This is a genomic window from Alicyclobacillus sp. ALC3, assembly GCF_028751195.1.
Lineage (GTDB): Bacteria > Bacillota > Bacilli > Alicyclobacillales > Alicyclobacillaceae > Alicyclobacillus_L.
The window spans coordinates 1,109,797-1,126,780 of record NZ_CP066784.1 but is presented as its reverse complement, the minus strand read 5'-3'; the positions used below and the strand labels follow the sequence as shown (position 1 = coordinate 1,126,780).

Below are 16,984 nucleotides of genomic sequence, written 5' to 3'. Positions count from 1 at the left end.
CAAAATATGCTGTATCGGCATGTCTAATGACATAACGATTAGGAGGTTCCAAAATGCAGGTTAAGGAACCGATTTTGGCTATAGTGAACGAAGTGAGGGACGGATTCGCACTAGTACGCGACAGTGAGACGGTCCGTACGTTCAACCTGCAGTGGTCTAGCATCCCACGCGTGGAAACGACGATCGTTGAGCGGCGAGTGTACGTCGACTATTGCGACACCTGCGGTTGTCAGCTTGACGGGCTACGCGGCGAGGACTTCTTCGTCGAAGACGCAACGGGCAGCCACGTCTACTGCGAGGCTCACTGGCCGGGCGGAGGCGATGCTGCATGACGAGACCATCGCAAGCCAACCGCGGGATGTCGCTGGAGAACCTCGTCAATCGCGCCAACGAGCAGTACAGGGCGCGCGGTGTGGCAGTCATTCACAAGCGGCCGACGCCGATCAAAGTCCACGGATCGCGCGGCACACAAATTACCAAGGCGTTTTTTGAAGCAAAGTCCACGGTTGACTATCAGGGTGTCTACCGTGGACATGCACTGGAGTTTGAGGCGAAGTCGACGAAGGAGAAAACGCGCTTCCCGTTGGACAACCTCCACGCGCACCAGGTCGAGCATCTACGCAGTTGCATGGCTGCCGGCGCAATCTGCTTCGTGGTGCTAGAGTTCACCGCTCGTCACGAGATCTACTTCGTGCCCGGCAAGATGGTCGTAAATGCGTGGGACGCGGGTGAGCGTGGCGGCCGCAAGTCGATACCGTATGAGGACATTCAGGTGATGTGCTATCGGCTGGAGAGTGGTCGCGGCGTGGTGCTCGATTATCTGACGACGGTGGACGAGCTGTTGCGGCAGACGGAGGTGGTCATGGGATGAACCAGACCATGGCGGAAGGAGCCAGCGCAGACCGTAGCACCGAACGGTTGAAGAGAGAAAGGTCCATCACAGAGATTGCAATGTTCGGACAGGGCTCGGAAGAATTGAAGCCGTCCGGAGGGGCGTATGGTAAATATGCCAAGAAAAAAGAAGGATCGGCAGAAGCCGATCCTTGGGTTAGGTGATAGGGTCAGTGTAAGGTTGAAATAACCGACAAAGATCGACATTATGTGACGTTTTTGTGTCGATGACCGATAAGTTTCAGTACCCTGAGTAAAAAACTCCTGCTTGAGAACCTGAAACGGTACCGGGTGACGAATCCTCGAAGTAGAAAGGGGAACGGCCCTTCAATGGAGACTCGACATATTGACGGAAATGAGCAGAAAATGCCCCGCACAAGCGGGGCGAAGGAGACGGTTTTTCTATCAAATATTGTGCCACCAACGGGGGAGTGTGATACATGTTGGCAGCAACCCGAAAAATCGAGATAGAGATATACGCTGACCTTGGGCTGCCTCGAGTGGACAAAGTGAAGACCCGGCGCAAAGTGTACGCATATCTCGCGGTGTATAGACGGTATCTCCAACAACTGGAGAACGGCATTGACTATCGCCCACGGGCACCGAAGCCAGGATATGAGAATGCGGCAGACCCTGATTTGATTCGCAGGATAGGCCAGAAACTCGGGTCAGGTGGCGGAACGCCGGAGGACTACCGCGAAGGGTTTGTTGCGCGGGTTGAGAGAGCGGTTGGCAAACTGCCTCCGTATGGGCGCGAAATTATTGTCCGCAGACTGATGACGCTTCGCCGAGGCGCGCAATCGCTGCACGATCTGCCGAGTGATGTGGAGGTGCTGCAGGACATGCAGCGCGAAGGTTGGTTCGCCGAGTTGCGATACTACGAGAAGCAGAAAGCGGATGCGATTCTCATGTTGGCGGAGATCCTTCGGATTGTGGCGTTTGAGGATGCCTGAATCTCGTGCGGGATGTGCACGGAATGTGTGCGGTTTGAAGTGCGGAAACGGCCGTATACTGGACCCAAGGGTAAGTGTGTCCTGGAACAAATTCGAACTGACCCCAGAAAAGGCGCTCGCGAAAGTGGGCGTCTTTTCTGCGTTCATGTGAGGTGACACAATGCTACCGTGCAAAGACGGTGTCAAATGTGATTGGTTCTCAGCACGTGCCGGAACCACTTGCTCATGTATGTTTAGTCGGTGTGTGCTCGTGGCGACAAAGACGGGTTATGTGGATACAGTAACAAGGCGAGTGATTCGACGTGAGACCTGAGACTATCATTGGCGGCGGATTGTCGATGATACTCGTGGTGAGTGGCGTTTGCGCCGCCGCCCATATGATGAAGCGTTGACGAACAGCACCAAGTCATGCGTGTATTTTTTGCACCTGTAATTCGTATACAGTTCCAATTGCTCCGCTGGCCACGGCATGCACGATGAGATATGTACTTCCATCCAGTTCGAATGTTTGCTTGTGTTGTTTGATGCCGAACGTCAGACGTAGACCGGTTAACTCCTCGAACTCTTCAAGACTTCCTGAGTACAGGATTGTTCCAGCAGCATTGACTTCAGCGACTTGAACTGTACCTGGTTCTGAATGATTCATGGGTTGTGCCTCCATCCGCCGTTAGATGATTTTGGGTTACAGCACTGACGTAGCAACGGGAGCTGCCAAGGCATGTGTGAGTCTCCGCGGGCTCACGCTCCCGTTGGTGCGGCAGAAATGTGGCGCCATATAAACCCCCCTTGCTTGTGGGCGCCTGCTATCCCGGCGGGCAGCAGGCGCCAAACGTTTTACGACTGATTTCCCGCAAGCTGTGCATGTACGCATTCATACATCGAGTCGTAAAACTTCGTCACCGCATTTGTTAGCGACTCATTGTGCGCTTCGGCGCTGGTGGTATTACCTACTCGCAACTGACCTGCAAAGTGCATGGTGAGGTCCTTTGCAATATTGGCTGCAGCAGTCGATAACTCGGCTTTTGTCATCCAATGTCACCTCCTTCCAGAGATAGTCTACCATGCTTCATCTATGACCAGACTCAAGTTTGGAGGAAGTCTGGCGCGACAATGGCGCCGGCTGTATCTTCTCGCTCACAACAACAGCCTGGTCAATAGAGGCATGAGAGATAAATCTGTATGCAGGATTTGCCAGACACGTGCAGAATGTGTCTGGCAAAGGGGTGATGAAGGTGAATGAACGTGAAGCTGAGAGGATGGATATACTGCAGTCCATCTACAATCGTATGTTTGATGGCGATGGGCAGCGGGTGATATCTTGGGACCCAACATCTATTTCTAATATCGTTTACAATCACTACATTTATCTGGAACAAAAAGGTTTGATCGAAATATCGAGGTCATCCAGTGGCTGGGAGTTAGCTGTCACCGCTGATGGAATTGACACAATTGAATTGAAACATCCGTTGAGGTAAGCCGCTTTGTCGGGGTATCCATGTTGGAGCCAGCGCGCTGATGTTGCAACGTCGGTTGGTTGCCCAGCCGAAGGTCTCAAGTCTACCTCCGCAAGACTTGAGACGCTGGACAGAATGTGTGAACAAGGAAGGTGACTAGAATGAGGGTGCACGTGGTGGCGTTGCAGGCAGGAAATAACAATCACTTTCACATTGATACAGAGCGCGTTCCCCATGTCGGGGAACTTATCGTTGAGAGGTCAGCTGTGTACTCAGTAGAAAGTGTCATGACGTATCGAACGGGAAACGGCCAAGGCGCGCCAGTAGTGACTGTGAAGAGAGCACAAGCAGATCAAGACATGGAACGTTTGATGAACGAACTGGATGCAAAAATTAGATGACAAGATAGGTTCGAGACCCGCTTCGGCGGGTTTTTTTGTTTTGTGCGTGAGAACTGGCGGAAGGGGCGGAAACGGTGGACATCCAAACGATACCTGTCGGAAAAATCAATCCTGCGCCGTACAATCCTCGTCTCGACCTGCAGCCAGGCGATCCGGATTATGAGAAGTTGAAGCACTCCATGATAGAGTTCGGATTCGTCGAACCGCTCGTGTGGAACAAGAGAACCGGCAATTTAGTTGGCGGACATCAGCGGTTCAAAGTTCTCGTCGATGAGATGAAAACAGACAAAGTTCAGGTGTCAGTCGTCGACCTGGACGATGCACATGAAAAGGCGCTAAATCTCGCCTTGAACAAAATTGAAGGCGATTGGGATCGTGACGCCTTGAAAGATTTGCTGCAGGAACTGGACACTGGCGAGATTGACTTGTACCTGACAGGCTTCGACGAGGAAGAAATCGAGCGCATGATGACCGAAGTCCACAAGGAAGTCGACGGCGACGAAACTGACCTGTCAGACAAAGTCAGCGACAAGTTCGAAGTCATCGTCACCTGTGAGAACGAACTCGAACAGGAACAGCTATACTACCGACTCACTGAGGAGGGTCTGAAATGCCGAGTTTCGACATTGTAAAGACCGTTCAACCGGACATGACATTCCGTGTGGCGAGTGTGCTGGACTCGTTCGATTTGGAACCATCGCATGCCAATGAGCATTTCACAGGTGACATCGCGATCGAAAACCGCGAGTGGAACGTCGGCCTTATCGTCGGGGCGAGCGGAACGGGCAAGTCGACCATCGCCAAAGAAACATTCGGCGACGCCTATATCCGAGGATTCGACTACCACGCGAAAAGCATCATTGACGACATGCCGAAAGAAAAGACCGTCACGGACATCACCCGGGCATTCACTTCGGTTGGGTTCAGCAGCCCGCCAAGCTGGCTCAAGCCGTATGACGTACTTTCAAACGGGGAGAAGATGCGGGTGGACCTGGCTCGTTGCATCCTCGAGGAACGCGACTTGTTTGTGTTCGACGAGTTCACTAGTGTGGTCAATCGTGAAGTTGCGAAGACAGGTTCATATGCCATCAGCAAGGCCGTGCGGCGACTTGGCAAACAGTTCGTCGCAGTAGCCTGTCACCGCGACATCATAGATTGGCTCGAGCCGGACTGGATTTACGACACGGACGAACAACGTTTTTTTGGAATCCGGGTCACAGAAGGCCCGAAATCCACGTTGACATCATCCGGCTACACAAAGCGGAAGCAAAACGACTATGGCGCACGTTTGGAAAGCATCACTATCTAGACGGTGCGCTTCATCCTGGCGCAACGTGCTACGGGGCATTTATCGCCGACGAACCGATTGCCTTTTGTGCGGTGCTCCACTTCCCGCATCCACAGAACAAGAAGATCAAGAAAGTGCATCGGGTGGTCACTCTGCCGGATTACCAGGGGATTGGCGTCGGAACGAGGTTTCTCAATAGAATCGGGGAGCTCTATACCGGGCAAGGATTCGACTTTCACCTTGTCACCAGCGCGAGGAACCTGGTGCAAGCCTTACGAAACAGCCCGCAGTGGATATTGAAGCGGCGCGGCCGCGTGGGGGCGGGGAAGAACCCTACGGCAATAAAAGGCATTGTCCACTCTAGCGACCGCAACACCTACACCTTCGCGTACCGTTCCAAACGCCAAGCGAGAAGTCCTGGCGATTCTGGATAAAGCGATTGCCACACGTCGCACAGCTCGTCCGCTGATTCAAATCCGCATGCTGCCGGCGTCAATTCGTCTGCGGCTGCTTGTGCTGTCGAGAAGCGGAGAACCTCAACCACACGGTAGTACTGCCGGCCGTTGACGGACAGGATGTGGCCTTCGCTTACGTTCCGATAGCGCGGCACATCGGCACGAAGCTCAAACTGCTTGGACCCGTCAGCCAAGGCGTCAGCAAATCGTTTCTTGACGAACAACAACATGTCCATCACCTCTTCAACATGATATACGCTGGCTATGTAAAATATGGCATAGTCCTCTCACGATTGGAACAGGCGACAAAACAAACCCCTTGCAAGAAGGTGGTGAGGTGCCACTATGCGGAGCAAAGACCCGTGACGGGCATCCATGCAAGAACCACTCCATGAAGAACAATCGTTGCCGGATGCATGGCGGCAAGAGTACAGGCGCACCACCAGAGAAGATGAAGGGCAACAAGAATGCTGTCACCACCGGTGAGCACGAATCCATCTGGATGGACGCCTTTGACGACACCGAGCGCCAACTGTACGGTCAAGTGGATGTCGACGCTATGCAACAGATTGAGAACGAGATCCGCTTGCTCGACATCCGTGAACGCCGGATGCTGCTCAGAATCAAGAAACTAGCAGATGGACCAGCGATGACGATTGCCACGGTCGACCGTTCTGAACTCAGCAACAGGCAAGTCGGCCAGAGCAAAGGCACGAACACGCGCCTTGAATCAGTCATGGAACAAATCCAACGAATTGAAGAGGCGCTGACTCGAGTTCAAGAACGGAAAGCGAAGTTCATTGCACTGCGGCATCAGATTGAATTCGCTGAGTGGAAGAAACAACAAGAAGAAAAGAAGATGTTCTGATGGCTCGTAATGAATGGCTCAGGAACTTCTACAACAGTTTGGAATGGAAGCAGTTCCGCTTAGCGCTCATCATGGAACATGGCCCGGTGTGCTCGCGGTGCAAGCGGCTCATCGCCGACCCGCGGCAACTTATCGGCCACCACAAAACAGAGTTGACGCCTGAAAATGTCCACGACCGAACGATTAGCTTGAATCCTGAACGAGTCGAATTGATTTGCCGAGATTGCCACGACAAGGAACACTTGCGGTTCGGATTTGAACATACCGGACAGCAAGTGTTTTTGGTTTATGGCCCGCCACTCTCAGGCAAGTCCACCTTCGTTCAGCAGAGTAAAGGTAGGCTGGACATCCTCGTGGACATTAACGAGATATTTGCCGCCATGACCGGCCTGCCGGAGTATGACAAGCCGGATTCACTTCTGCCGATTGCCAGACAGATGCGGAGCCAGCTCATCGACCACATCCGCGTGCGCTTCGGACGTTGGCACAACGCTTGGATCGTAGGCGGATATGCTGATAAGTACCAACGAGAGAAGATTATCGCCGAAACAGGAGCAGAGCCAATCTTCGTGGAGGCTACTGCTGACGAATGTGTGAGCCGACTGCGAACCGACCCACGGTTGAGGTACCGGCAGGGCGAGTACGAGGCGTACATCCGAGCTTGGTTCGAACGGTTCGTGCCGTGACCCTGCCGGTGTGGCTAGACCCCCCGGGTGCACCGTGGAGGCAGCCGCTTAGAGACCGCAGCATATCCAACAATTTTGCCCACGGCAAAAGAATCGAAAATCGCTGGAGGTTTTCGGAAAAATGCCGAACTCCGATGTAATCGAGCGAGAACGACGGAAGCTCGCCGATCTCTTCAAAGATGTGGAACCCGCCAAGGCTGAACTCGTCAGTGGACTCATAGACGATGCAGCCTTTTTGTATGCCGAGAATCAGCAGTTGCGGGAGCTGATGATGTCTACTGGCATGGTCAAGGTCCATCCGCAGTATCCCGAAGTGCAAAAGCCAACCGAGGCCGCGAAACAGTACCTGCGGAACCTGAATTCATACGCTGTTGTTATCAAGGCTCTCAACTCTGTGCTATCCAAAAACGTCCTCGACCCCGACGACGGAATGGATGAGTTCGAGTGATTACTTGTGACCTGGCAGATTCACACCTTGCGGCCTACATCAACAAGTGCAAGTCGGGCGAAATCATTGTCGGCCACGAACTGAAGCTCATGCTCGACATACTGGAACGGCACTTCGAGGATCCAAACATCCAGTTTGAACTCGAGGACGCGCACAAGCGAATCAAGTTCATTGAGACGCACTGCAAGCACTTCGAAGCGCCGTTCGCTGGCAAGCCGTTCATCCTTGAACTGTTCCAAAAGGCAGTGACCGAAGCCATCTACGGTTTCAAGATGTACGATCCCGAGGCCGGTCGCTGGGTCCGGCTGATTCAGGATGTTCTTTACCTGGTCGGCCGTAAAAACGGCAAGACACCGTTTGTCAGTGCGCTCATCCTTGCCGAATGGTTCTGTGGCGAGAAAGGCTGCAAGGTTCTGTGCGCGAGCAACGACGACCAGCAGGCCGACCTGATGTTCCAAGCCATCAACGCCATGCGCGAAGAATCGAAGTCGCTTGAGCGCAAGACCCGCAAGAATCAAACGGGCATCTACTTCGGGAATCCTCGCAAGCCCATTAAGACAGGGAAGTTCAGCTACCAGAACAAAGGCAGCATCCGCAAGCTGACGGCGCGAACCGGCAGCAAGGAAGGACGCAACGTTGCAATCGGCGCCGTCGACGAAGTCCATGAGATGAAGAACAACGAACTGGTGATGCCTATTCAGCAGGCTCTGTCCACTCAGGAGGAGCCTCTATATTTTGAACTGACAACCGAGGGCTTCACGAATGACGGATACCTCGACAAGCGATTGCGCGAGGCACGACAAGTGCTGTATGGCGAAACCGAACAGCCGCGCTGGCTGATTTGGATGTATACGCAGGATTCTGAAGCGGAGGTCTGGCAGGATGAGCAGTCATGGGTCAAGAGCAATCCAGGACTCGGCGTCATCAAGAAATGGTCCTATCTGCGCAAGTGGGTAGAGCTCGCCAAGACCAACACCGAGACGCGTGCCTTTGTGCTGGCGAAGGACTTTAACATTAAGCAGAACACCGCGTCTGCGTGGTTGATGGAACATGAGTATCGGAACGTCGAGACGTTCAACCTGGAAGATTTCCGCGGCCACTTCGGCATTGGCGGGGTGGACCTGGCTGAAACGACTGACTTGGCGTGCGCGACGGTCATGCTGATGCGCGCTGGCAGCGCCAAGAAGTATTTCATCACCAAGTATTTCGTGCCCGAGGCGAAACTCGACAGCAAGGACGACGGCCGCGACTACCGCAAATGGGTTGCCGATGGATTGATTGAGGTTAGTCCTGGGAACGAAAACGACTTCTCGCTCATCACGCAATGGTTCATCGGCCTGTTCAAGCAATACAACATCCGGCCGTTCAAAGTCGGCTACGACAATGCGCTTGCGAAGTATTGGGCGAAGGACATGGAAGACTTCGGCTTTGACCTCGAGCGCATTCCGCAGGAACGCCATCACATGTCCAGTCCGATGAAATTGCTCGGTCAAGACCTGCGGTCGGGGTTGGTCAACTACAACGCCAACGAAATCGACATGTGGTGTCTCGGCAACGTCGGTTTCAAACTCGACTCCAACGATTTCATCATGCCGGTGAAGATAAAGCCTGACAAACGGATTGACGGGGCGGTCGCGAAGATTATCGCCTACGCGGCTTATACCCGATTCCGTAGCGACTATATGACATTGCTCAAGTGAAGGGGGTGGCACATTGGGTTGGATTAGCACAGTCAAAAGCATGTTCGCGAAGGACAGAGCCCAGCAACACCCCTTGAGCTATGTGGACGTTCTCAATGGCATGGTTCCGATTTTCCGCATGTTCGGACGCGACATCTACCATTCGGATTTGGTTCAGATGTGTATCGACAGGATTGCGACAGAAATCAGCAAGCTCGAACCGAAGCACATTCGCGAGTCGGACAAGTCTTGGACGGTCGTGAACAGTCCATTGAACGCTCTCTTGCAGTTTGGACCCAACGACTTGATGGACACCGGCGCGTTTCTCGAAAAGGTGACGTGGCTACTCTATCTCAACTACAACGCCTACATCTATCCGACCCGCGACGACCAGGGCAACGTCACCGGGCTCTATCCGCTGAATCCGACGATGGTCGAGTGGATGCAAGACGCAGCTGGTGTCATGTTCATCCGGTTTACGTTCCGGTCTGGCGAACAGTTCGTCATCCCTTATTCAAACATCATCCACCTGCGCAAGAAATTCAGCATCAACGAGGTCATGGGCGGGGACCTGAATGGACAGCCGTTCAACGAGGCGATTCTGACCACGCTCAAGACGGATGACGTCATCGTGGAAGGCATTGAGCACGCGGTGCAAGCCGGTCTGGCGATTCAATTCATCTTGCAACTCAACACAATGCTCAATGACGAAGCGCAGAAAGAAGAACGCAATCGGTTTGAGAAGGCGCTACGAGAAGGTAAGTCGGCGGTCATGGCGACAGACCTGAAAGGCACCGTGACGCCCGTTCAAAAGAGCCCGCAAATCGTCGACCCGAACGTGCTGCAAGCCGTCCAGCAGCGCATTCTGAACTACTACGGGGTGCCCCTGCCAATCCTTGAGGGCAACTACACGGACGCTCAGTTCGAGGCGTTCTACAGTAACACGATTCAGCCGCTCGTGATGAGCCTGACGCGAAACTTCACCCGCGTTTTGCTGAGTCCAATGGAGATTTCGCACGGCAACCGCATCTCGTTTTATCAGCAAGGGCTGCAGTACCTGTCCACGGCCGCGAAGATTCAGCTCATCTCGACAGCTGGCGACCAAGGATTGCTGACAGACAATCAGAAGCTCGCGATTCTCGGCTATCCACCCATACCGGATGGTGACCGCGTCACACAGTCGCTGAACTATATCGACCGGACCGTCATCACAAAATATCAACTTGGCAAGGCACAGGTGCAAAAACAACTGCAAGCAGAGGAGAGTGGATCATAGATGGGTGTGGCCGCGAAATTGACTTGGCCGCTGGCTCCGCGCGACACCAAGTGGAGCGCATCGGAAGCCAACAAACGCATTGTCGAGTGGGCGACCGGCGAAGATGGCAAAATTGACTATCTGAAATATGCCAGCACTCATTTCTGGTTCGACTCTGACGCGCCGGACCCGGACAAGGACGGTGTTCCCGACCGCCAGGGCGACTATAAGCTGCCGTTCTGTGATGTCATCGACGGCAAGGTCATGGCAGTGCCAAAAGGCGTGTTCGGTGACGCTGCGGCGATTCAAGGAAGCCGTGGCGGCGTCAAAATTCCGGACGAGGACGTCAAGCATGTCAAACAAGCCATCGAGCAGTACTACAACAAGATGGCGAAGGAGTTTAAAGACGAAGGCATTGTGGCGCCGTGGCAGAAGAACAAGAAAAGCGCCACTTGGCGGACCGCCCTTGTGACCGACCTGCGTGCCGGAGACCCGAATGTCACCGATGACCCGGGTGGCAGGATTCAAGGACATGCGGCTGTCTACGGACAGCGCGCCAACATCGGAGGCTGGTTCGAAGAAATCATCGCGCCTGGTGCATTCGATGGGGCTGACCTCACCGACGTGCCGTTCTTCGTCAATCACGACACGAACGACATTCCTCTCGCTCGAAGTCGCCGCAACAATGGCAATTCGACGATGACATTATCCACTGACAACCAGGGACTTGCGTTTGACGCCACGCTCGACGTCGAGAACTACGACAAGGCGCGAGCGCTCTATTCGGCTGTTCAACGCGGTGACATCGACAAGATGTCCTATGGGTTCATGGTTGCTGAGGACGAATGGACGGGTCTTGATACTGGCCTGCCACTGAGAACTATCAGGAAAATCGGCAAGGTGTTTGAGATTTCTGCTGTCACGTTCCCGGCTTATGACGGGACTGACATACAAGCCGCATCTCGGGACGCGCACACGCTGGAGAGCGTTCGTGCATTGCTGGAGAGCAATCAGTCCGCGCTGGAGAGCGAAAAACGCGAGGCGGAAGTTCTGCGTTTGAAAGCACAAATTCTAGCGGGGAGTTGAGTTGATTGAACAAGAAAGCACTGCTTGAACTGATCGCGAAGAAAGAAGCACGCAAGCAAGAACTGTTAGGCAAAGTCGAAGGTAGCAACAACGTCGAGGAACTGCGGTCCATCAACACCGAACTGCAGACCCTGAATGCCGAGATTACCGAACTTCGTAGTATCGCTGACAGCCTACCGGACGACCCGACGCCGGCACCGAATCCGAACCCAGCGAATGACCCGATTGTTCGTTCGGCACTCGGCGCAAGCGCACCGACAGGCCAGCAGACGCCACAGGGGCCACTCAGCAACGTCGCCGCAGCAACCTATGGTCTAGGTATCAACCAGCGCAACATCGAGAAGGAAGAGTTCGAGAAAGCCGAACAACGCGGCGCTGACTTGAAGGCGAAGAAGCCTGTCATTTTCTTGCCGCAAGAACTGCGTGGTTTGTTCCCGTCGATGGAACAACGCGCGGTGACGATTGCCAGCCAGTCTGTTGTCACCGAGCAGAAGTACAGCAACATCCTGCAGCCCTGGTTCAAACAGGTCTCCGGCTTGGTGGACCTCGTCAACGTGATTCCTCTCCAAGGCGGCGTCGGGTACACGCAGGGCTTTGAAATCCAGTCCGGCGAGGCGCAGTATACGGCTGAAGGCGCGGTCTACACCGAGTCCGACCCGCAGTTCGGGTATGTGTCTATTGGCATGGCGAAACTCGCTAGCTATACCGAAATCACCGATGAGATGCTGAAACTGCCGAACGTCGATTACCAGAACTATGTCGCGCAGCAGATGATCACCTCCATCAAGAAACAACTTGGCGCGCAGATTCTTCTCGGCGCGGGTGGCACGAACCAGTTAACGGGTATCTTCAGCGCTCCGGCGAACGTCATGCCGACCGCCGATTGCGACATCACCACGATCACGGCCATCGACGAGAACACGCTCGACACTTTGGTCATGACGTATGGCGGCGACGAAGCGGTTGAAGGCGGCCAGTGGCTGATTCTTAACAAGGCAGACCTCGCGGCATTCGCAGCTGTGCGTGCGACGACGGGCCAGAAACTCTACAACATCACGCTGAACGGTCAGACGGGCACCATCAGTTCCGATCGCTCGTACAGCGTGAACTTCGTTATCAACTCGGGTGCGCCGGCATTGTCTAGCGCAAACACCCCGTCCGGCACGTACACGATGGCATACGGTTCGCCATCCGTGTATGAACTGCCGGTGTTCTCGCCCATCGAGGTCATGGAGTCTCGCGACTTCAAGTTCTCAAGTGGTCAGCTTGCCTACCGCGCCTCGATGTATGCGGGCGGCAACGTCACGAAGTACAAGGGCTTCCTGCGCGTGAAAAAGCCGTAACATCTGACTGCACTAGGGGCGTCGACTTCGGTCGGCGCCTTATTTGATTGGAGGGATAACTGAGTGAGGCAACCACAGCAACGTGCTTATATGCAACTGGCGTCCGACGCCTTTGATGTGGCAGTCCCGATGGCGTTTGTCGGCCGATTCCACGTCGATGGTGCAGATGCACCTGCAGCCGATACGACGTCCATTTTGGCGCTCACAGCGCTCACAGCGGCTGCTCAGACGCTGACGACGGGCATCACTTGGCCTGCGGTCTCGCGCAACGTGCAGGTCGTCGGGAGTGCTGCCGGCATCGCTGGCAACGTGACGGTCAAGGGCACCGGGTTCGATGGAAAAGCCATCAGCGAGACGTTGGCCCTGAACGGTACGACAACCGTCGTCGGTAACGTCGCATTCCGGACCATCACGGAGATCGACTTACCGGCTTACACCAACGGCGCGACGGACGAAATCAGCGTCGGTGTCGGTGACAAGCTGGGTGTGCCATTCAAACTCGGCGTGTACGAGGTCTTGTCGGCATGGCTCGGGGGCGTCAAAGAGGGCACAGCTCCAACCGTGGCAACGGACGTAGCGAATATGGAAAACAACACAATCACGCTGAACTCAGCGCTCGACGGCAACGACGTCGACGTGTTCATCGTGCTCTAAGGTGGTGACTGCGCATGGCCCGTAAAACTCAGACCTCTGCAATGGACGAAGGCGAAGTGGCGGAGTTGGACGGCACATTGTTCTTTCGTTGCAACCGACCGCTCAGCATCCAGGAGTATATGAACCTTCGGGCAAAGGTTGAGATGGAGGAAGAGCGTAGCGGGCGGCGCATCATCATTCTGCCGCACGCAACGGATGTGGTCCGCACATGAGCCAAATCATCCAGCTCACCGACACGAAGAACTTCCTGCGCGTGGACTTCACCGATGACGATTCCTTGATTCAAATCCTCATCGATGCCGCTGAGCAGTATCTGACGATTGCCACAGGCAAGTCGTTCGACAGTACCAATCCTGTTGCGCAGCACGTCTGCTACATGCTCGTGGCATCGGCGTACATGAACCGCGAGAACGGCCAGCAGCTGGCGGTCAAGGCGAACAGCGTCGTGACGGGCCTCATTTACCAACTGTCTGCCACCACGACCGTCACGACGTCACTCCCGAGCGCGCCTGTCGGCCTCACTGTCATCGCTGTCTCTGGCTACAACCGCTTGCGCTGGTTGCCCAACATCTCACCGGACACAGGCGGATACAACGTCTACCGCAACGGCGTCAAGGTCAATCAAGACCCTGTGCGAGAAGGCGAAGGCATGTATCAAGTACCGTTCTTCTACGGCGACTGGCCTATTCTGGACGAAGAGATCGCGCAACAGAACGCGGTACCTCCGGGCATCGTGCAACTCATCGACGGCAATGTGACGTCCGGGCAGTTGTATTCGTACCAGGTCAGCGCAGTCGATAACCTTGGCAATGAGTCGGCTTTGTCTACGGCTGTGCAGGTGACTGCCGTATGAGCCCGGCACCGCAATCCATCGGCACAATGAGACAACGCATCACATTTCAGACGGTTAGCGGCGGCACAGATGCCCAGGGATTCCCGAACACCGGCTACGCCGATTATGTCACCGTGTGGGCGAACGTGGACGGAGGCACCCCAGCTCGCATTTATGCCAAAGAATTCGATGGCGCGGGCGCGGTGCAGTCCGAGAACGACCTTATTTTCACCGTTCGGTATCGCGAGGACTTGGATGCATCCATGCGCGTCATCTACCGCGGGCAACCGTTCGCGATCATCGGCATGGTGGATAAAGACGGGCTGCGGACATGGCTTAGCGTCATGGTGAAGGGGTGGCAAAGCGGTGGCGTCTGATGTGTTTGCGGTCGATGGGTATGACGCAATTATCGCCAAGCTGGCCAAGTATGAGGATTCGTTCAAGAACGAGATTGCGAGGAATGCGCTCCTTGAGGGCGCTGTGCCCATTCAAGAGGAAATTGCGGCAGCGGTTCCGATCTCGACGCGCAACGAGGAACACATCCACAACGACATCCAAATTGGCGAGCCAGAACTGGTCAACGGTGACTGGCAAGTGTCCATCGGACCCGGCAAAAAGACGTCGTGGCGTGCTGGGTTTCTCGAGTACGGTCATGCGACAGTCAACGGTGGGCATGTGCCGGCGCATCCGTTCATGCAGCCCGGTATGAAGCGATCCAAGCAGAAATTCATGCAGACAGTCGCTGGCGTCATTCAGAAAGGGTTGAGCCTATGAGTCTGATTGATGCCAAGCAGACCGTGCGCAATCTCTTGCTTGCCAACACCGACCTGACGACGTTGCTCGGCGGCGACCAGGTGTACTCCGTTCTGGCCCCAACCAATGCCGTGTATCCGTACATCACCATCCAAGAAGTCGGCAACGCGCCGATTGACTACGCCGATAACACGGAGACGCGCGCGGAAATCAGCATACAGGTGGACATCTGGAGCAAGGGAAACTACTCAGCGATTGCCTCCCTGGTGAACGACATTTTGACGTCTGCCGAACCTCGCTTTGTCCGAGAACACTCGGCTGACCTCGCGCAGACCGAACCGCTTGTGCTTCACAAGGCGCTCCGTTACTGGACAGCGCCCGAAGTTTAATCCATGCAAGGGAGTTGAGTGGATTGGCACCATCTATCAGAGTGGGTCTGGACCAACTGCACTACGCTCTGTTGACGAGCGACCCGGACACCGGCGTGCCGACTTATGGTCAGGTATACGCCATTTCGAATGCTGTCACGGCGAACATCCAGCCGAAGGCGAACACAGCAACGTTTTACGCCGACGATGGCGCAGCGGAAACAGCAACTGCGGTGGGCGAAATTCAAGTGGACTTTGAGACGAATTCGTTATCGTCTGCAGACCAAGCGAGACTGCTTGGTGCGACGATCGGAACGGATGGGACCGTGCTGCAAAAGTCGACTGACATCGCTCCGTATGTTGCGCTTGGGTTCCGATCCAAGAAGGCCAATGGGAACTATCGTTTCTATTGGCTCTACAAGGGCAAGGCGATGCCCTATCAGGAACAATCACAAACGGAGGAAGCCACGCCGAAAGGCCAGCCAGATAAAATCACGTTCACGTTCATTCGTCGCCAGTGCGACAATGCGTGGATGTTGAAAGCTGACGAGGACGATGTGTCCTTCACGGGTGGCGCGACTTGGTTCGATGCGGTGGTTGAGCAGCAAACGAGCACCGCAGCCCCGACTGTCACCGTGACACCGGCATCGGGTGCGACGGCAGTCGCCGACACTTCGACCGTGCAATGGGTGTTCAACACCGCCATCGACCCGAACACCGTCAACGGTGGCAACTTCTTCGTACTCGACTCGACCACAGGCGCGCAGGTGGCTGGCGCGCTGTCTCAGTCGGCAGACGAGAAGACAATCACTTTCACACCGACTGCTTCGCTCGCGGCCACGACAAGCTACACGGCGATCGCCACGACAAACGTTCGCGACACGGCCGGCATTGCGCTGGTTGCAAACAGCGAGACCGAGTTTACTACGGCGTAATCGCCGCATGATGACAGAGAGGGCGGCATCCTTGCCCTCTCTTTTTTGTGTTGAGAACCGAGTACAAGTTCGCGAGGAGGCAAGGCTGTGCAGAAACTCAAACTTCGCATCGGTCCCGGTGAGAACGGTCAAGGCGAATACAAGACTTTCACTCAATCCTTTGTCAAAGCTCGGATGTTGCGACGGGCGATTGAGTTCCAGGACGAAATTGAAGCCCGTCATGCGGAGATTGCGGAATCCGGCCGCGAGCCATCGCCTGCCGAAGCACTCAAGGACGTCGACGACCTGGTTGATTTCGCTGTGGAACTTTTCGAGGGACAGTTCGGACCCGATGATGTGTGGGACGGACTCGAAACCGAGCAGTTTTCCGCGGAACTCGGGCGCATTCTGAGCGAGACTGTGCAAGCTGCCATGAAGGGTGTGCAACCGGACCCAAACGCCCGCAAGAGGCGCCGGTAAAAAGCGCCTCAGAAACCCTCATGGACTTGTACTTGGACCTCATGAAAGCAGGGTGGCCGCTCTACCAAATCGACGAAATGGATATCAACTACTTCTTCCGGCTGAACAATCGCGCAGGGAAAACGCAGTTGACACCAATCGACGATATACCGGGTCTCTAAAGGCAGGTGATATGC

General features: G+C 54.9%; 28 protein-coding genes. 25 read left to right on the top strand and 3 right to left on the bottom strand.

Translation table 11 applies throughout. The features are described 5' to 3' along the window. The first annotated feature begins 53 nt into the window (after positions 1 to 53). From JC200_RS05470 to JC200_RS05455, 4 genes are all read left to right on the top strand, one after another. The gene (locus JC200_RS05470; RefSeq protein WP_274435177.1) at positions 54 to 332 is read left to right on the top strand and encodes a hypothetical protein; all 279 of its coding nucleotides are present in this window, start codon (positions 54 to 56) and stop codon (positions 330 to 332) included. Then, on the top strand, positions 329 to 871 hold the full coding sequence (locus tag JC200_RS05465) for a Holliday junction resolvase RecU (RefSeq protein ID WP_274435176.1): 543 nt from the start codon (positions 329 to 331) through the stop codon (positions 869 to 871). The genes JC200_RS05470 and JC200_RS05465 overlap by 4 nt, the downstream gene beginning before the upstream one ends. Further along, positions 868 to 1,056: a hypothetical protein gene (locus JC200_RS05460; RefSeq protein WP_274435175.1), complete on the top strand. Its 189-nt coding sequence runs from the start codon at positions 868 to 870 to the stop codon at positions 1,054 to 1,056. The genes JC200_RS05465 and JC200_RS05460 overlap by 4 nt, the downstream gene beginning before the upstream one ends. Positions 1,057 to 1,331: 275 nt before the next feature. Further along, the gene (locus tag JC200_RS05455) at positions 1,332 to 1,844 is read left to right on the top strand and encodes an ArpU family phage packaging/lysis transcriptional regulator (protein WP_274435173.1); all 513 of its coding nucleotides are present in this window, start codon (positions 1,332 to 1,334) and stop codon (positions 1,842 to 1,844) included. 406 nt (positions 1,845 to 2,250) lie between these two features. Here the strand turns inward: JC200_RS05455 and JC200_RS05450 are convergent, their stop codons facing one another. Together JC200_RS05450 and JC200_RS05445 are read right to left on the bottom strand one after the other, a co-directional pair. Continuing rightward, positions 2,251 to 2,490, bottom strand: a complete 240-nt coding sequence (locus JC200_RS05450) for a hypothetical protein (protein ID WP_274435172.1) — start codon at positions 2,488 to 2,490, stop codon at positions 2,251 to 2,253. Between the two features lie 188 nt (positions 2,491 to 2,678). Beyond that, the gene (locus JC200_RS05445; protein WP_274435171.1) at positions 2,679 to 2,873 is read right to left on the bottom strand and encodes a hypothetical protein; all 195 of its coding nucleotides are present in this window, start codon (positions 2,871 to 2,873) and stop codon (positions 2,679 to 2,681) included. A 203-nt stretch (positions 2,874 to 3,076) separates the two neighbouring features. Between JC200_RS05445 and JC200_RS05440 the strand changes: the two genes are divergently transcribed. The 5 genes from JC200_RS05440 (at position 3,077) to JC200_RS24355 (ending at position 5,421) form a co-directional block, all read left to right on the top strand. Beyond that, positions 3,077 to 3,319: a hypothetical protein gene (locus tag JC200_RS05440; RefSeq protein WP_274435170.1), complete on the top strand. Its 243-nt coding sequence runs from the start codon at positions 3,077 to 3,079 to the stop codon at positions 3,317 to 3,319. Positions 3,320 to 3,459: 140 nt separating this feature from the next. Next, a complete protein-coding gene (locus tag JC200_RS05435) occupies positions 3,460 to 3,699 on the top strand; it encodes a hypothetical protein (RefSeq protein WP_274435169.1) in 240 nt (79 codons plus the stop codon). A gap of 74 nt (positions 3,700 to 3,773) precedes the next feature. Then, complete coding sequence (locus JC200_RS05430) at positions 3,774 to 4,331, top strand: ParB N-terminal domain-containing protein (RefSeq protein ID WP_274435168.1); 558 nt, start codon at positions 3,774 to 3,776, stop codon at positions 4,329 to 4,331. After that, positions 4,310 to 5,008, top strand: coding sequence for a hypothetical protein (locus JC200_RS05425; RefSeq protein WP_274435166.1), 699 nt, complete (start codon positions 4,310 to 4,312; stop codon positions 5,006 to 5,008). The genes JC200_RS05430 and JC200_RS05425 overlap by 22 nt, the downstream gene beginning before the upstream one ends. Then, positions 4,930 to 5,421 carry a GNAT family N-acetyltransferase gene (locus JC200_RS24355; RefSeq protein WP_443111899.1) on the top strand — a complete coding sequence of 164 codons (492 nt, stop codon included), beginning with the start codon at positions 4,930 to 4,932 and terminating at the stop codon, positions 5,419 to 5,421. Before JC200_RS05425 ends, JC200_RS24355 begins: the two co-directional genes overlap by 79 nt. Here the strand turns inward: JC200_RS24355 and JC200_RS05420 are convergent. Then, the gene (locus tag JC200_RS05420; RefSeq protein ID WP_274435165.1) at positions 5,364 to 5,672 is read right to left on the bottom strand and encodes an ASCH domain-containing protein; all 309 of its coding nucleotides are present in this window, start codon (positions 5,670 to 5,672) and stop codon (positions 5,364 to 5,366) included. The two genes, JC200_RS24355 and JC200_RS05420, sit on opposite strands and share 58 nt — an antisense overlap. A 107-nt stretch (positions 5,673 to 5,779) precedes the next feature. Between JC200_RS05420 and JC200_RS05415 the strand changes: the two genes are divergently transcribed. The 16 genes from JC200_RS05415 to JC200_RS05340 all read left to right on the top strand — a co-directional run bounded on the left by JC200_RS05415 (position 5,780) and on the right by JC200_RS05340 (position 16,969). Further along, positions 5,780 to 6,310 (top strand): HGGxSTG domain-containing protein, encoded by a 531-nt coding sequence (locus JC200_RS05415; RefSeq protein WP_274435163.1) that lies wholly within the window; start codon positions 5,780 to 5,782, stop codon positions 6,308 to 6,310. Further along, the gene (locus JC200_RS05410; protein ID WP_274435162.1) at positions 6,310 to 6,996 is read left to right on the top strand and encodes an HNH endonuclease; all 687 of its coding nucleotides are present in this window, start codon (positions 6,310 to 6,312) and stop codon (positions 6,994 to 6,996) included. The genes JC200_RS05415 and JC200_RS05410 overlap by 1 nt, the downstream gene beginning before the upstream one ends. A gap of 121 nt (positions 6,997 to 7,117) precedes the next feature. Next, entirely contained in the window at positions 7,118 to 7,444 is a 327-nt protein-coding gene (locus JC200_RS05405) for a hypothetical protein (protein WP_274435160.1), read from the top strand. Then, the gene (locus JC200_RS05400) at positions 7,441 to 9,144 is read left to right on the top strand and encodes a terminase large subunit (RefSeq protein WP_274435158.1); all 1,704 of its coding nucleotides are present in this window, start codon (positions 7,441 to 7,443) and stop codon (positions 9,142 to 9,144) included. The genes JC200_RS05405 and JC200_RS05400 overlap by 4 nt, the downstream gene beginning before the upstream one ends. A 13-nt stretch (positions 9,145 to 9,157) precedes the next feature. Further along, entirely contained in the window at positions 9,158 to 10,399 is a 1,242-nt protein-coding gene (locus JC200_RS05395; protein WP_274435157.1) for a phage portal protein, read from the top strand. Further along, entirely contained in the window at positions 10,400 to 11,464 is a 1,065-nt protein-coding gene (locus JC200_RS05390; RefSeq protein WP_274435156.1) for an HK97 family phage prohead protease, read from the top strand. It begins immediately after the preceding gene. Positions 11,465 to 11,469: 5 nt separating this feature from the next. Continuing rightward, a complete protein-coding gene (locus JC200_RS05385; protein WP_274435155.1) occupies positions 11,470 to 12,807 on the top strand; it encodes a phage major capsid protein in 1,338 nt (445 codons plus the stop codon). 63 nt (positions 12,808 to 12,870) lie between these two features. Then, on the top strand, positions 12,871 to 13,461 hold the full coding sequence (locus JC200_RS05380; protein WP_274435154.1) for a hypothetical protein: 591 nt from the start codon (positions 12,871 to 12,873) through the stop codon (positions 13,459 to 13,461). Positions 13,462 to 13,475: 14 nt separating this feature from the next. Then, positions 13,476 to 13,673: a hypothetical protein gene (locus JC200_RS05375; protein WP_274435153.1), complete on the top strand. Its 198-nt coding sequence runs from the start codon at positions 13,476 to 13,478 to the stop codon at positions 13,671 to 13,673. Next, positions 13,670 to 14,314, top strand: a complete 645-nt coding sequence (locus JC200_RS05370; protein WP_274435152.1) for a head-tail connector protein — start codon at positions 13,670 to 13,672, stop codon at positions 14,312 to 14,314. Before JC200_RS05375 ends, JC200_RS05370 begins: the two co-directional genes overlap by 4 nt. Further along, on the top strand, positions 14,311 to 14,670 hold the full coding sequence (locus JC200_RS05365; RefSeq protein WP_274435151.1) for a phage head closure protein: 360 nt from the start codon (positions 14,311 to 14,313) through the stop codon (positions 14,668 to 14,670). Before JC200_RS05370 ends, JC200_RS05365 begins: the two co-directional genes overlap by 4 nt. Then, the gene (locus JC200_RS05360; protein WP_274435150.1) at positions 14,660 to 15,067 is read left to right on the top strand and encodes an HK97-gp10 family putative phage morphogenesis protein; all 408 of its coding nucleotides are present in this window, start codon (positions 14,660 to 14,662) and stop codon (positions 15,065 to 15,067) included. The genes JC200_RS05365 and JC200_RS05360 overlap by 11 nt, the downstream gene beginning before the upstream one ends. Further along, complete coding sequence (locus JC200_RS05355; RefSeq protein ID WP_274435149.1) at positions 15,064 to 15,435, top strand: DUF3168 domain-containing protein; 372 nt, start codon at positions 15,064 to 15,066, stop codon at positions 15,433 to 15,435. The genes JC200_RS05360 and JC200_RS05355 overlap by 4 nt, the downstream gene beginning before the upstream one ends. Positions 15,436 to 15,458: 23 nt before the next feature. Next, positions 15,459 to 16,349 carry a major tail protein gene (locus JC200_RS05350; protein WP_274435148.1) on the top strand — a complete coding sequence of 297 codons (891 nt, stop codon included), beginning with the start codon at positions 15,459 to 15,461 and terminating at the stop codon, positions 16,347 to 16,349. 87 nt (positions 16,350 to 16,436) lie between these two features. Next, positions 16,437 to 16,808 (top strand): phage tail assembly chaperone G, encoded by a 372-nt coding sequence (gene gpG, locus JC200_RS05345; protein ID WP_274435147.1) that lies wholly within the window; start codon positions 16,437 to 16,439, stop codon positions 16,806 to 16,808. A gap of 20 nt (positions 16,809 to 16,828) precedes the next feature. Continuing rightward, positions 16,829 to 16,969, top strand: a complete 141-nt coding sequence (locus JC200_RS05340; RefSeq protein ID WP_274435146.1) for a hypothetical protein — start codon at positions 16,829 to 16,831, stop codon at positions 16,967 to 16,969. The last annotated feature ends 15 nt before the right edge of the window (positions 16,970 to 16,984 follow it).

Excerpts from the sequence above, each read along its gene's own strand:
- JC200_RS05470 (WP_274435177.1), top strand. The coding sequence starts at position 54 with ATGCAGGTTAAGGAACCGATTTTGGCTATAGTGAACGAAGTGAGGGAC.
- JC200_RS05465 (WP_274435176.1), top strand. The coding sequence starts at position 329 with ATGACGAGACCATCGCAAGCCAACCGCGGGATGTCGCTGGAGAACCTC.
- JC200_RS05460 (WP_274435175.1), top strand. The coding sequence starts at position 868 with ATGAACCAGACCATGGCGGAAGGAGCCAGCGCAGACCGTAGCACCGAA.
- JC200_RS05455 (WP_274435173.1), top strand. The coding sequence starts at position 1,332 with ATGTTGGCAGCAACCCGAAAAATCGAGATAGAGATATACGCTGACCTT.
- JC200_RS05450 (WP_274435172.1), bottom strand. The coding sequence starts at position 2,490 with ATGAATCATTCAGAACCAGGTACAGTTCAAGTCGCTGAAGTCAATGCT.
- JC200_RS05445 (WP_274435171.1), bottom strand. The coding sequence starts at position 2,873 with ATGACAAAAGCCGAGTTATCGACTGCTGCAGCCAATATTGCAAAGGAC.
- JC200_RS05435 (WP_274435169.1), top strand. The coding sequence starts at position 3,460 with ATGAGGGTGCACGTGGTGGCGTTGCAGGCAGGAAATAACAATCACTTT.
- JC200_RS05425 (WP_274435166.1), top strand. The coding sequence starts at position 4,310 with ATGCCGAGTTTCGACATTGTAAAGACCGTTCAACCGGACATGACATTC.
- JC200_RS05420 (WP_274435165.1), bottom strand. The coding sequence starts at position 5,672 with ATGTTGTTGTTCGTCAAGAAACGATTTGCTGACGCCTTGGCTGACGGG.
- JC200_RS05410 (WP_274435162.1), top strand. The coding sequence starts at position 6,310 with ATGGCTCGTAATGAATGGCTCAGGAACTTCTACAACAGTTTGGAATGG.
- JC200_RS05405 (WP_274435160.1), top strand. The coding sequence starts at position 7,118 with ATGCCGAACTCCGATGTAATCGAGCGAGAACGACGGAAGCTCGCCGAT.
- JC200_RS05390 (WP_274435156.1), top strand. The coding sequence starts at position 10,400 with ATGGGTGTGGCCGCGAAATTGACTTGGCCGCTGGCTCCGCGCGACACC.
- JC200_RS05375 (WP_274435153.1), top strand. The coding sequence starts at position 13,476 with ATGGCCCGTAAAACTCAGACCTCTGCAATGGACGAAGGCGAAGTGGCG.
- JC200_RS05370 (WP_274435152.1), top strand. The coding sequence starts at position 13,670 with ATGAGCCAAATCATCCAGCTCACCGACACGAAGAACTTCCTGCGCGTG.
- JC200_RS05365 (WP_274435151.1), top strand. The coding sequence starts at position 14,311 with ATGAGCCCGGCACCGCAATCCATCGGCACAATGAGACAACGCATCACA.
- JC200_RS05355 (WP_274435149.1), top strand. The coding sequence starts at position 15,064 with ATGAGTCTGATTGATGCCAAGCAGACCGTGCGCAATCTCTTGCTTGCC.
- JC200_RS05340 (WP_274435146.1), top strand. The coding sequence starts at position 16,829 with ATGGACTTGTACTTGGACCTCATGAAAGCAGGGTGGCCGCTCTACCAA.